Origin of the sequence: Ochrobactrum sp. SFR4 (genome assembly GCF_019730395.1) — a bacterium.
Lineage (GTDB): Bacteria > Pseudomonadota > Alphaproteobacteria > Rhizobiales > Rhizobiaceae > Pseudochrobactrum.
In genome coordinates, this window is the sequence record NZ_JAAPBB010000003.1 from 41,985 (window position 1) to 55,204 (window position 13,220).

14 protein-coding genes and 1 pseudogene are annotated in these 13,220 nt (G+C 51.3%); 13 read left to right on the forward strand and 2 right to left on the reverse strand.

Annotated features, from left to right (window positions below):
• Positions 1 to 20 precede the first annotated feature (20 nt).
• The 5 genes and pseudogenes from HBA93_RS04355 (at position 21) to tgt (ending at position 3,686) form a co-directional block, all read left to right on the forward strand.
• Positions 21 to 620: a peptidylprolyl isomerase gene (locus HBA93_RS04355; RefSeq protein WP_116088116.1), complete on the forward strand. Its 600-nt coding sequence runs from the start codon at positions 21 to 23 to the stop codon at positions 618 to 620.
• A 58-nt stretch (positions 621 to 678) separates the two neighbouring features.
• Positions 679 to 1,185 (forward strand): peptidylprolyl isomerase, encoded by a 507-nt coding sequence (locus HBA93_RS04360; RefSeq protein ID WP_121992713.1) that lies wholly within the window; start codon positions 679 to 681, stop codon positions 1,183 to 1,185.
• A gap of 35 nt (positions 1,186 to 1,220) precedes the next feature.
• Positions 1,221 to 1,328: pseudogene (locus HBA93_RS24720) on the forward strand (flagellar basal body P-ring protein FlgI); the annotation flags it as partial.
• 136 nt (positions 1,329 to 1,464) lie between these two features.
• Positions 1,465 to 2,538: a tRNA preQ1(34) S-adenosylmethionine ribosyltransferase-isomerase QueA gene (gene queA / locus HBA93_RS04365; protein ID WP_221722459.1), complete on the forward strand. Its 1,074-nt coding sequence runs from the start codon at positions 1,465 to 1,467 to the stop codon at positions 2,536 to 2,538.
• An 11-nt stretch (positions 2,539 to 2,549) separates the two neighbouring features.
• A complete protein-coding gene (tgt, locus tag HBA93_RS04370) occupies positions 2,550 to 3,686 on the forward strand; it encodes a tRNA guanosine(34) transglycosylase Tgt (protein WP_221722460.1) in 1,137 nt (378 codons plus the stop codon).
• A 32-nt stretch (positions 3,687 to 3,718) separates the two neighbouring features.
• On the opposite strand, the gene HBA93_RS04375 is transcribed toward tgt, so the two are convergent.
• Both HBA93_RS04375 and HBA93_RS04380 read right to left on the reverse strand, forming a co-directional pair.
• A complete protein-coding gene (locus tag HBA93_RS04375; RefSeq protein ID WP_221722461.1) occupies positions 3,719 to 4,528 on the reverse strand; it encodes a class I SAM-dependent methyltransferase in 810 nt (269 codons plus the stop codon).
• A 22-nt stretch (positions 4,529 to 4,550) separates the two neighbouring features.
• Positions 4,551 to 5,258, reverse strand: a complete 708-nt coding sequence (locus tag HBA93_RS04380) for an HAD family hydrolase (protein WP_221722462.1) — start codon at positions 5,256 to 5,258, stop codon at positions 4,551 to 4,553.
• 276 nt (positions 5,259 to 5,534) lie between these two features.
• Here HBA93_RS04380 and rpiA point away from each other — a divergent pair, with 276 nt between their 5' ends.
• From rpiA to HBA93_RS04420, 8 genes are all read left to right on the forward strand, one after another.
• Positions 5,535 to 6,233: a ribose-5-phosphate isomerase RpiA gene (gene rpiA / locus HBA93_RS04385; protein ID WP_221722463.1), complete on the forward strand. Its 699-nt coding sequence runs from the start codon at positions 5,535 to 5,537 to the stop codon at positions 6,231 to 6,233.
• Between the two features lie 94 nt (positions 6,234 to 6,327).
• A complete protein-coding gene (locus HBA93_RS04390; protein ID WP_121992708.1) occupies positions 6,328 to 6,855 on the forward strand; it encodes a DUF2059 domain-containing protein in 528 nt (175 codons plus the stop codon).
• Positions 6,856 to 7,123: 268 nt separating this feature from the next.
• A complete protein-coding gene (gor, locus tag HBA93_RS04395) occupies positions 7,124 to 8,518 on the forward strand; it encodes a glutathione-disulfide reductase (protein ID WP_221722464.1) in 1,395 nt (464 codons plus the stop codon).
• Between the two features lie 318 nt (positions 8,519 to 8,836).
• Positions 8,837 to 10,216, forward strand: a complete 1,380-nt coding sequence (locus tag HBA93_RS04400; RefSeq protein WP_075655519.1) for a class II 3-deoxy-7-phosphoheptulonate synthase — start codon at positions 8,837 to 8,839, stop codon at positions 10,214 to 10,216.
• Positions 10,217 to 10,294: 78 nt separating this feature from the next.
• Entirely contained in the window at positions 10,295 to 10,660 is a 366-nt protein-coding gene (locus HBA93_RS04405) for a diacylglycerol kinase (RefSeq protein WP_221722465.1), read from the forward strand.
• A gap of 67 nt (positions 10,661 to 10,727) precedes the next feature.
• Positions 10,728 to 10,982, forward strand: coding sequence for a hypothetical protein (locus HBA93_RS04410; RefSeq protein ID WP_122094214.1), 255 nt, complete (start codon positions 10,728 to 10,730; stop codon positions 10,980 to 10,982).
• 59 nt (positions 10,983 to 11,041) lie between these two features.
• Positions 11,042 to 11,410: a pentapeptide repeat-containing protein gene (locus HBA93_RS04415; RefSeq protein WP_221722466.1), complete on the forward strand. Its 369-nt coding sequence runs from the start codon at positions 11,042 to 11,044 to the stop codon at positions 11,408 to 11,410.
• A 113-nt stretch (positions 11,411 to 11,523) separates the two neighbouring features.
• Entirely contained in the window at positions 11,524 to 13,206 is a 1,683-nt protein-coding gene (locus tag HBA93_RS04420; RefSeq protein WP_221722467.1) for an NAD+ synthase, read from the forward strand.
• The last annotated feature ends 14 nt before the right edge of the window (positions 13,207 to 13,220 follow it).

Consider the following 13,220-nt stretch of genomic DNA (forward strand, 5'->3'; position numbering starts at 1 on the left):
AGCTTAACACAGGAAAAATCATGTCCTTTTTGCGTAAATTACTGGCTGTCACAGCCTTTCTCGCATTTTCAGCAACTGCCGCTTTGCAGCCGGTTAATGCGCAGGCCGCAGACCCTGAAAATACAGTGGTTCTGACTTTGAAAGACGGTGATGTCGTTATTGAACTGCGCCCTGATCTGGCTCCGAAACATGCAGAGCAGATCAAGAAACTGGTGCGCGACGGTGCTTATAACGGCGTTGTGTTCCACCGTGTGATTGACGGCTTTATGGCGCAGACCGGTGACGTAGAGTTCGGTAATGCGGATAAGGACTATAATCCGGGTCGTGCAGGCACCGGCGGTTCTTCCTATGGTAATATTCCGGCAGAATTCTCCAAACAGCCATTTGTGCGCGGCACCGTCGGCATGGCACGCAGCTCATCGCCGGATTCTGCCAATTCGCAGTTTTTCATCATGTTTGATGAAGGCTCGTTCCTGAACGGTCAGTATACTGTTGTCGGTGAAGTCGTCAGCGGCATGGAAACCGTCGATAAAATCAAAAAAGGCAGCAAATCTGCCAATGGCGCGGTTGATAATCCTGACCGTATCGTTAAAGCCATTGTTCTGGCCGATCGTAAGTAATTCTACTTTAAACGCGGCTGTCTGAGTTGCAGCCTGAAAAATCTACAGGAGAAGCCCCATGGCTTATAAAGATCCGGAAAATACACTGGTACTGGAAACCACTAAAGGTACAGTTGCAATCGAACTCTATCCAGATCTGGCACCAGGTCATGTTGCCCGTATTAAAGAACTGGCACGTGAAGGCGCTTATGACGGCGTTGTATTTCACCGCGTGATTGATGGTTTCATGGCGCAGACCGGCGATGTGAAATTCGGTAAACAGGGCGGTTCAAGCTTCAATCCATCCCGCGCCGGTATGGGCGGTTCGGACAAGCCTGACCTGAAGGCAGAATTCACCAACACCAAGCATGTACGCGGTACCTGCTCGATGGCACGCAGCCAGAACCCGAATTCGGCTAACTCCCAGTTCTATATCTGTTTTGCTGATGCTCCTTGGCTGGATCGCCAGTACTCCGTATGGGGTCAGGTTGTCGAAGGCATGGACAATGTCGACAAAATCAAGCGCGGTGAGCCGGTAACTGATCCGGATTCAATTACTTCTGCAAAAATCGCTGCCGACATTTAAGTATCTGATCCAAAAGTCGCCATGCCGGTCTGCAAATGGCAATTTTCTGCGTTCCGGTGCTCACGTACAATCAGTACGCTCCGCTCCGGTACTCAAAAATCGCCATTTTCGCCACGACCTGTCGCTTTTTTATTCAGATACTAGGCTTGCACCCTAATAAGTTGAGGGGCGCGTTATGGTTCAAGCCGTAACGCGCCCTTTATTTTTTGCCCGCTGTTCTGTATGGCAAGGCAATGCGAATTTTAGAAAAATTTGAACTCCCCGAAATTGAGGCCAGTGATGCGCGTCGATCTGTTTGATTTTGACTTACCGGAAGAGCGTATTGCGCTGCGTCCGGTTACCCCGCGCGATCATGCAAAACTGTTGCGCGTTATCCCTGATCAGCCTTTGCAGGATTTGCATGTTGGTGATTTGCCGGATTTGCTGCGCGAAGGCGATGCGCTGGTTTTCAATGATACCAAGGTGATTCCGGCGCAGCTTGAGGGCACGCGTGAACGTGACGGCACTTTAGCCACGGTGAGTGCGACTTTGCATATGCGCACCGGCGCTGATCGCTGGAAAGCGTTCTTGCGTCCTGCAAAACGCGTTAAGCAAGGCGAACGTATCCGTTTCGGCCATTCCGGTTCCAGCTGTTTCTTGGGCACATTGGATGCACTGGTTGCAGAAAAACACGACAGCGGTGAAGTGTTGCTGGTGTTTGATGTTTCCGGTGCTGTTCTGGATGAGGCTATTGCTTCTGTCGGACATATTCCGCTGCCGCCTTATATTGCGTCCAAACGGGCGGAAGATGCGCAGGACAGACAGGATTATCAGACTGTCTATGCGCGTGAAGAGGGGGCTGTCGCAGCACCGACTGCCGGTCTGCATTTCACTCCGGAACTGCTGGAGCGTATCCGCGCGAAAGGCGTGGAAGAGCATTTTGTAACGCTGCATGTAGGGGCAGGCACATTCCTGCCGGTTAAGGCCGATGATACTGCTGATCACAAAATGCATGCGGAGATCGGCTATGTCTCTGAAGAAACCGCAACAGCACTCAATCGCGTGCATGAGCGGGGCGGGCGGATTATCTCTGTCGGCACGACTTCGCTACGCCTGATTGAGAGCGCAACCGGCGAGGACGGTATTATTCGTCCGTGGTCAGGCGCGACCGATATCTTCATCACACCCGGTTATAAATTCCGCGCAATTGATATGCTGATGACCAATTTCCATCTGCCGCGCTCGACATTGTTCATGCTGGTCTCGGCTTTCAGCGGTTTCGAGACAATGCAGGCGGCCTATGCCCATGCCATCAGCAATGAATACCGGTTTTATTCCTATGGCGATGCCAGCCTTCTGACGCTTCGCACTTAATGGATTTTGATATGAGCAGTGAAAATTTTGAATTCAAAGTGCTGGCAACAGACGGCAAAGCGCGTCGCGGTGAGATTACCATGCCGCGCGGCACCATCCGCACACCGGCCTTTATGCCGGTTGGCACCGCAGGCACCGTTAAAGCCATGTATATGGATCAGGTCAAAGACCTTGGCGCGGATATCATTCTTGGCAACACCTATCATCTGATGCTGCGTCCGGGCGCCGAGCGTGTGGCACGCCTTGGCGGTTTGCATGAGTTTGGCGGCTGGCAGGGGCCGATCCTTACCGATTCCGGCGGTTTTCAGGTGATGTCGCTGGCACAGCTGCGCAAGCTGACAGAGCAGGGCGTAACCTTCCGCTCGCATATTGACGGCCGCGCTTATGAAATGTCACCGGAGCGTTCTATTGAAATTCAGGGGCTGCTCGATAGCGATATTCAGATGCAGCTCGACGAATGTACCGCATTGCCTGCATCCTTCAATGTGATGCAGAAGGCAATGGAACTGTCATTGCGCTGGGCAGAACGTTGTAAAGTGGCTTTCGGTGATCAGCCGGGCAAGGCGATGTTCGGTATCGTGCAGGGTGGCGATAATGTGCAGCTGCGCGAGCAATCCGCACAGGCGCTGAAGGATATGGATCTCAAAGGCTATGCCGTTGGTGGTTTGGCTGTTGGTGAGCCGCAGCAGGTGATGCTGGATATGCTGGATGTGACCTGTCCGATCCTGCCGCACGAAAAACCACGCTATCTGATGGGCGTTGGTACGCCGGACGATATGCTGAAATCGGTTGCACGCGGTATTGATATGTTCGATTGCGTGATGCCAACCCGTGCAGGGCGTCACGGTCTGGCTTTTACCCGTCGCGGTAAGGTGAACCTGCGTAATGCGCGTCATGCGGAAGATCATCGACCATTAGATGAAATGTCCACCTGTCCGGCATCGAGCCAGTATAGCCGCGCCTATTTGCACCATCTGGTGAAATCCAATGAAGCACTGGGCGGTATGCTGCTAACGTGGAACAATCTGCATTATTATCAGTATCTGATGCAGGGTATCCGCGACGCGATTGAAGCAGGTCGTTTCAATGACTTCTTTGAAGCGACGACAGCGGAATGGGTCAAAGGTGATATTGCCCCTTTGGGATAATTAAAAGAAAAGCGGGAGAAATCCCGCTTTTCTTATTTTGTGTTGCGCGCTGTGACAGCCCAGACCCGATGGGGAATTGTCAGTGGGTCTTCAGGAAAATCTTTCAGCAATATCTGAGACAGCTCACTATCAAAACGAACCGTTTCTTCCGGTGACAGGCTGGCTTTAACACCAGCGCTTGCACGAATACGCCCGCGCCATGCTTCATGGCTGTAATAAACCGGCAGATCAAAAGAGAAGGTTTCAATCGCTGCAAAACCGGCTTCTGCGAGGTCCTGCAACCATTGCGGATAAATTCCGCTGCCACCGCCCATTGTCCATTTCGAATTATATTTCAGAATAAGCTGTTCGGTTGCTTCAACGACATTGCCTGCAAAGGGCAGCCAGTCGAAATGGGCAATAATGATACGGCCGTGAGGTTTCAGAACCCGTTTTGCTTCTTGCGCAGCTTTAGCGCGATCAAACCAGTGCCAGCATTGTCCGGCGGTCAAAAGATCAAAACTATCATCAGCTTCAGTCAGGTTCTCTGCTGAGCCTGTCCGGTAGCGGATATGAATGCCGGCTGCTTTGTCCAGTTCGGCTGCTTCATCAAGCAAAGCCTGCGCCGGATCAACACCGGTAACAATCAGCCCTTTTTGTGCAAGGCCGCGGGCGACAGTGCCGGTTCCTGTACCAATATCAAGTGCTGACTGATCAGAACTGATATAGTTTTTCGCGCTTAAGGCATCGAAAAACTCCGGCGGAAAACCGGCACGAAAATTCCGGTAATCAGAGGCCGTTTTACCAAAATCGATGGTTTTGCCAAAAGATTGTGTCGCTGCAATATTCTGCTTACCGGTCATCGTGCCCACAGGTCGTATAAAATTATTCCGCTGCTTGTTTTGCTGCCTCCAGCAAGTCGCTGATCATATCCAGTGTCATTTCGTCGAAATGCGAGATGATGCGGCTTGGCTCAAAATGCGAGACATGCAGATCGGTATAGCCGAAATCCACGGCAATCACCGGAATGCCTGCTGCTTTAGCGGCATCAATATCGGCACGGCTGTCGCCAACCATAACCGCCTGATGCGGATTACCTTGCGCCTGTGCAATCGTATCTGTCAGATGGCGCGGATCAGGTTTGCGGTAGGGGAAGGTGTCCTGTCCGCAGATCGCGGCAAAGCGGTGTGCTTCCCCCATACGTTCCAGCAATGTTTTGGCGCTGATTTCAAATTTGTTGGTGCAGACGGCAAGGCCATATCCCGCATCGCTTAAACGGTCGAGACAGGCCAGCACGCCGGGATAGAAAACTGAGCTACCCGGCATATTGCCGTTATAATGTTCCATGAACAGAGCAAACAATTTTTGCATATCAGCATCGGTCAGTTGACGGTTTTGTGCCTGATAAGCGCGTTCAATCATCACTTTAGCGCCGGAGCCGACAAATTTGCGTAAGGCAACAGGATCAGCCGGTGTCAGACCGCCGGCAATCAGGCAATGATTGAGACTGTCGAGCAAATCCGGTGCGGTATCTACCAATGTGCCGTCAAGATCAAAGACGATAACGGGACGGGTGGCGGAGGAATGAGACATATCTGCCCTTTGACGCATTGCTATTTCACAGATTGCGGCATCAAAATTGTGTCGCGATAATTGCAAAAACTACCTGAAATGCGGATTATTGATAGTCTTTTTCGCTAAATAGATGAAATGAGAACAATAATATATTTGCCGCGCGTGATGCCCGTGCTACAGCAGTGCGGAAATAAGCAGCATTAACGGTGTTTTGCGCGGCTGCCGCGCGGGTCTTGTTAAGGCATTAAGCGTTTCGCAGTCAAAGCTGCAAATGAAAATACGGGAAGCAGATTTATGAGTTCGGTTGATCCGCGTCAGTTGAAAATTGCCGCCGCCGCTGAGGCTTTAACCCATGTGAAAAGCGGTATGAAGCTTGGTATCGGTACCGGCTCAACAGCTGAAGAATTTGTGCGTTTGCTGGCTGTTAAAGTAGCTGAAGGCTTTGAAATCATCGGCGTACCGACCTCCGAGCGTACTGCTGCTTTGTGCACTGAACTGGGCGTTCCGCTGACCACGCTGGAAGAAACCCCGCATCTTGATCTCACCATTGACGGTGCAGACGAGCTGGATGGTGATCTTTCTCTGATTAAGGGCGGCGGCGGCGCTTTATTGCGCGAGAAAATTGTCGCTGCCGCATCTGATGCTATGATTGTTATTGCTGACGAATCAAAAGTAGTGGATACACTGGGCCGCTTCCCGCTGCCGGTTGAAGTGAACCGTTTTGGTCTGGCTGCAACAAAGCTGGCAATTGAAAAGGCTATTGCCGGTCTCGGACTGGAAGCGCCGCTGAATCTTCGCATGAAGGACGGTGAAATTTTCGTAACGGACGGCGGACATTATATTCTTGATGCATCTTTTGGCCGTATTCCGGATACAAAAGCATTATCAGACGCACTCTTCGCCATTCCGGGCGTAGTTGAGCATGGTTTGTTTATCGGGCTTGCACGTGCTGCGATTGTTGCAGGCACATCAGGCATCCGTACATTGTCGTAATTTTAAATACATATCTGTCGGCTATTGCCGGAAAGAACAGATTTCACGCCGTACAGAACGGTGTAAAGTGAATAAAAAACGGAGTATTGACCATATGACCAAGGCAACGGGCTATCGCCGTCTTATTGCGCCGCTGGCGGCGCTTACAGTACTGGCTGGTGTCAATCTCGCGCAGGCTCAGGAGGCGTCACAGTCTCATCTGGCAGCCGCGCGTGCTGCAATTGCTGCAATCGGCGCTACCGAACAGTTTGACGGCATTCTGCCACGTGCAGCACAGGCTCTGAAGGCCGAGCTGATCCAGAAAGACCCGAATCTTGAAGCAATCATCACCAAAACCGTTGATGATAAGGCAATCGCATTGGCTGCCCGCCGCTCCGATCTGGAAACTGAAGCTGCCCGTGCCTATGCAAATTCTTTCAGTGAAGATGAACTGAAATCCATCAGCAGCTTCTATACATCCGAAGCCGGTAAAAAGCTGATTTCTGAAGGTCCGATTGTTACCCGTGAAGTGCTGAAGGCTGCTGAAGTCTGGCAGAACGGCGTTGCCCGTGATCTGGCCATGCAGGTTGGCGAAGTGCTGGCGAAAGCTGCCGGCAGTGCGGCTCCGGCTGCTGCTGAGTAATTCAGTCTCAATGACAGAAAAAGCCCGGTCCGAGTGCCGGGCTTTTTTATTGCATATTATTTGGCAAGCCGGGCTTGTGGCTTTACAGCATTTCCAGCAACGCTGTGCAGCGCCTTTGTTTGGGATGATGCGTAAAAACAATGAGTTACGATGGTTTTAGCGATTCAGTTGTAAGTTTAACTGCTGTAATGTTCTGTAACGGTTCCTCTTGTTAAGCCATTGTGCCGGTAACATATTCGGATAACGCGTAAAAAATTCGGAGACTAAAATGACCAGTTATGACTATGACCTGTTTGTAATCGGCGGCGGTTCCGGCGGTGTTCGGGCAGGGCGTCTTGCCGGAGCTATGGGAAAGCGCGTCGGGCTGGCAGAAGAGTTCCGTATGGGCGGCACTTGTGTGATCCGCGGCTGCGTGCCGAAAAAGCTTTATGTCTATGCATCGCAGTTTCCAGAACATTTCAGTGATGCTGCGGGCTATGGCTGGACTGTCGGCGAAACCAGTTTTGACTGGTCAAAGCTGGTAGCTAATAAAGAAGCCGAAATTACCCGTCTTGAAGGCCTCTATACCAAGGGGCTGAACAATGCGAAGACGGAGATTCTGCCTTATCGTGCCGTGCTGAAAGATGCCCATACGATTGAACTGGCCGGCAGCGGCAAAACGGTTACTGCGGAAACCATTCTGATTGCCACCGGTGGTCATCCGTTTATGGATGATGCCATGCCGGGGCACGAGCTTTGCATCAATTCCGATCAGGTTTTTGATCTGACTAAGCTGCCAAAGTCGATTGTTATTCAGGGCGGTGGTTATATCGCAGTAGAATTTGCCGGTATTTTCAACGGTCTGGGTGTTGAAACCACGCTGGTCTATCGCGGTAAGCAGATTTTGCATCGTTTTGACGGTGATCTGTTCCGGCTGGTTACTGAAGCGATGATTGAAAAAGGCATCCGTATTGTCACTGAAGCCAATATTACCTCGGTAGCAGAGGCTGAAGGTGAGCATCGTCTGAGTGTTACACTGAGCAATGGTGAAGTGCTGGCCGCTGATCAGGTGCTGCAGGCAATCGGTCGCGTACCGAATACCAAGGGGCTTGGCCTTGAAAATGCCGGTGTGAAGCAGGCTGAAGATGGTTCAATCATAGTTGATGAATATTCCCATACCAATGTGGAGAATATCTGGGCTGTCGGCGATGTTACCAATCGCGTTCAGCTGACGCCTGTCGCCATTCATGAGGCTATGTGCTTCCTTGAAACGGCATTTAAGGGCAATCCGATGCGCCCTGACCATGAGCTGATCCCGAGCGCTGTCTTCTCGCAGCCGGAAATCGGCACTGTTGGCATGTCGGAGGAAGAGGCAGCGAAGCAATATGCCAATGTTGAAATCTATCGTGCGCACTTCCGTCCGATGCGTAATACGCTGGCCGGACGCTATGAGAAAATGCTGACCAAGCTGGTTGTCGATGGGGATACGCGCAAAGTGCTGGGTGCTCATGTACTCGGGCCGGATGCCGGTGAAATGGCGCAGCTGCTTGGTATTGCCTTGAAAGCAGCAGCGACAAAAGATGATTTTGACCGCACAATGGCGCTGCATCCTTCCGCTGCGGAAGAGTTCGTGACCATGTACACACCAAGCTACAGGCTGGTGAAGGGGCAGCGTCAGAGCTGATTATTCGCATTGAAAATGAGACAGAGTGACAGACCGGCGGTGTAAATCGCCGGTTTTAAAAGCATTTCCAGCAACAGTGGAACCGGTTTTGCGTGTGGAAAATGCGTAAATCAAATTTGTGAGTATGGGCTGATTTCGTCATAAAATTACAAGATGTAACTTAAATCTTGGCAAAAATGACAAGGCAGGAGCCCGCCGGCTTAATTGCGGCTGGTACATTGCCTTCCGGTGGACTATATACGCAAGGCTGTTGCTGCAATGGTGCGGTGCAGCAGGGGATAACTCTAAATAAAATCAGAATATATTACAGGTGCTATAATGACGAAGAACTGGACACCGCAATCCTGGAGAGGCATGCCGATTAAGCAAGTGCCTTCTTATCCGGACGCGCAGGCTTTGGCCGATGTCGAGGCTCGTCTGCGTACATATCCGCCTTTGGTTTTTGCAGGGGAAGCGCGCAAGCTTACCAGGCAACTGGCCGAAGTGGCTGAAGGTCGCGCCTTCCTTTTACAGGGTGGCGATTGTGCAGAAAGCTTTGCGGAACATGGCGCGGACAATATCCGCGACTTTTTCCGCGTATTTTTGCAGATGGCTGTTGTGCTGACTTTCGGCGGATCACAGCCTGTTGTTAAAATTGGCCGTATTGCCGGCCAGTTTGCCAAGCCGCGCTCAAGCGACATGGAAACCGTGAATGGTGTGGAACTGCCTTCTTACCGTGGTGATGTAATCAACGGTATCGAGTTCAATGAAGCATCGCGCATTCCTGATCCGAACCGTCAGGAAATGGTTTACCGCCAGTCTGCGGCAACGCTCAATCTGTTGCGTGCTTTCGCGCAGGGCGGCTATGCCAATCTGGAAAATGTGCATAAATGGACGCTCGGCTTTGTTTCGGATAGCCCGCAGAACGAGCGTTATGTTGCCGTTGCCAACCGTATTTCCGAGACCATCAATTTCATGCGCTCTATCGGCATTACCGCAGACAGCAATCATGCGCTGCGTGAAACCGATTTCTACACCAGCCACGAAGCTCTGCTGCTTGGCTATGAAGAAGCGCTGACCCGTGTGGATTCGACCTCGGGTGACTGGTATGGCACATCCGGCCACATGATGTGGATCGGTGACCGTACCCGTCAGCTTGACCATGCGCATATTGAATATTGCCGTGGCATCAAGAACCCGATCGGTATGAAATGCGGACCGTCGCTGGAAGCTGATGATCTGCTGCGTCTCATTGACCGTTTGAATCCGGAAAATGAAGCCGGTCGTCTGACACTGATTGCCCGTTTTGGCTATGACAAAGTGGAAGATCATCTGCCGCGCCTGATCCGTGCGGTCGAGAAGGAAGGCCGTAAGGTTGTCTGGTCCTGCGATCCGATGCATGGCAATACGATTACTGCTGCGGGTTATAAGACCCGTCCGTTTGACCGTATTCTGAAAGAAGTTCAGAGCTTCTTTGCAGTGCATCAGGCCGAAGGCACCCATGCCGGTGGTATTCATATCGAAATGACCGGTAAGAATGTGACCGAATGCACCGGTGGTGCACGTGCCATTTCTGCAGAAGACCTGTCCGACCGTTACCACACCCATTGCGACCCGCGCCTCAATGCGGATCAGGCTCTGGAACTGGCATTCCTCGTGGCGGAACTTCTGAAGAAAGATCGTGATTCTCAACCTCAGAAAATTGCGGCAAATGCCTGATTTTAAATAATTAAAACTATACGGGCGGGGCTTGGTTTCCCGCCCGTATTTTTATGATTTCCGGTTTTGCGGGGCGATATGGAACGCATCTTTAAAGCATTTATCAATTCTATGCGGGCGCTGAACCATCTGGCACGCCATGAAAAGCCGGTACAGCAGGAGCTGGTTCTGCTGCTTGTTTCCCTGCCTGTGGCGTGGTTCGTGGCAGCGGATATGGCAGCTTATTTACTGCTGGTTGGTGCAGTGCTGTTTCTGCTGCTGGTGGAAATCATCAACACTTCCGTGGAGGCCGCCTGTAATGCTATCAGCCGCGATTTTAAAAAAGATATTCAGATTGCCAAGGACTGCGGTTCTCTTGCCGTGCTGATCGCTTTAATCATGTGTGCTGCTGTCTGGATTTATCATCTCTGGCCGCATGTACAGTCGCTGGTTTTCTCTGCTTAAATCGCGATATGTTGGAGCGTGTCAGAGTTTTATGAGACGTTTATTCTGGGAAAATGTGGGGGCTTACATGAATGAATTAGAAACGCGCAAACAACCTGCCACGTGGAGGATTGTGACGGCTGCAATTTTAGATTTTTTCACTGCGTTTTGGGTGATTGGTTATGCTGTAGCATTAGTTTCCGGTGGCATAACTGAAAATGGATTTCAGCTTAATGGATGGCCCGCGTTGCTATGCTTTGGGCTGATTATTGCATATTTTATTTTGTTTAATCGCTTCTTTAAGGGCACAATCTGGAAGCATTTACTTAGTGCTCAAAGATAAGCAGAGGCCTCATATTCGCAAATTTGTTGCGAATATGAGGCACTACCGGAGAAGAGAAAATGAGTGAAGATGTATTTAACGGACCTCAGATGCAGAATATCCGCTATGAGCGGGCTGATATGACCGGTGCTGATTTTCACGGTGTGAACCTTGCAAATGCTCAGTTTCATGCGGTTCTGACGAATGCAAAGTTCACTGATACGAATTTAAGCAGTGCGGTTTTTGATGATGTTAATCTTGCCGGTGCATGTTTTAACAATGTCAATTTGTCCGGAACCTCAATCACCGATGCCAATCTCTCTCATTTGGTGATTGATGGCGTTACATTGGCAAATGCAGATATTAAGAATGCTGATTTGACGGGAATGCGGATAAACGGAGTTCTCGTAACAGATCTGTTCAAAACCTATGAACAGGCAAAAGCCTGAGCGCTTTCATTGCCTTATTTATGATATTGTAAATTGAATAACCGTGCCTGTATTCACTGATCTGCGCCCGTTTCTCATTGCAAGAAAAAGGCAGTCGCGGTAATGCTTGTGCTATGAGCACACAGACCACATCTCCCGATAAATTACGTATCGCAATCGCCCAGCTGAATCCGGTTATGGGCGATCTTCAGGGCAATCTTGCCAAGGCGCGCGCAGCCCGCAAAACTGCGGCTGATGCGCAGGCTGACCTGATTCTGTTTACCGAATTGTTCATCTGCGGCTATCCGCCGGAAGATCTGGTTTCCAAGCCTGCTTTTGTCAAAGCCTGCGAAAAGACAGTGCAGGCCTTTGCGCTGGAAACCGTTGACGGTGGCCCTGGTGTGATTATCGGCACGCCTTTGCAGCGCGACACCGGTCTGCATAATGCGGTGATGGTGCTGGATGGCGGTAAGGTCATTGCCGAACGTTTCAAAGTTGACTTGCCGAATTATGGTGAATTTGACGAACAACGCAATTTTCAGGCAGGCGCTATGCCGGGTCCGGTCAATTTTCGTGGTGTGCGCTTAGGTATTCCGGTTTGCGAAGATATCTGGGGCGAACTCGGCGTGTGTGAAACACTGGCGGAGAGCGGTGCGGAAATTCTGCTGGTGCCGAATGGTTCGCCTTATCACCGCTCCAAGATGGAAGTGCGCCATCAGATAGCTGTACGTCAGGTTGTCGAAACCGGTCTGCCATTGGTCTATGCCAACCAGACCGGCGGGCAGGATGAGTTGCTGTTCGATGGCGGTTCATTTGTTATCAATGCTAATCATCATCTGGCCGTGCAACTGCCGCAGTTTGAAGAGCTGGTGTCATTGACCGACTGGACACGCGGAACGGACGGCTGGTCTTGTGCTGACGGCGACCGCAACTGGGTGCCGGAAGGTGAAGAGGCAGACTATCTTGCCTGTATGCATGGCCTGCGTGATTATGTGAACAAGAACGGCTTCAAAAGCGTCGTGCTTGGTCTGTCCGGCGGCTTGGACTCAGCGATCTGCGCGGCGCTGGCTGTGGATGCTCTGGGTAAGGACCGTGTGCACACGGTGATGCTGCCTTATCGCTACACATCTGAAATGTCGTTGAAAGATGCGAAAGATTGTGCCGAGGCGCTTGGCTGTCGTTATGATATTGTGCCGATTGCAGAACCTGTTGAGGGCTTTCTCAATGTACTTGCGCCGATGTTCGCCGGCACTGAGAGCGGCGTGACGGAAGAAAATCTGCAAAGCCGTGCCCGTGGCGTTATTCTGATGGCGATCTCCAACAAGTTTGGCTCGATGGTTGTAACCACCGGTAATAAGTCGGAAATGGCTGTCGGCTATGCCACGCTTTACGGCGATATGAATGGCGGTTTCAACCCGATCAAAGATCTCTACAAAATGCAGGTCTATGCGCTGGCTGACTGGCGCAACCATCATCTGCCGGAAGGTGGTATGGGACCTGAAGGCGTGGTCGTGCCGCAAAATATCATCGACAAGGCACCGAGTGCGGAACTACGCGATAATCAGACCGATCAGGACTCCCTGCCGCCATATCCGGTGCTGGACGCGGTTCTGGAGGCGCTGGTCGAGCATGAACGCAGCGTGGATGAGATTGTTGCCGAGGGTTATGACCGTGCTGTGGTTGAGCGTGTGGAGCATCTGCTGTACATCGCCGAATATAAGCGCCGGCAATCCGCTCCGGGTGTAAAGATTACCACCAAGAATTTTGGCCGCGACCGCCGTTATCCGATAACCAATCGCTTCCGCGACCGGCATTAAAATAACCCAGAAGA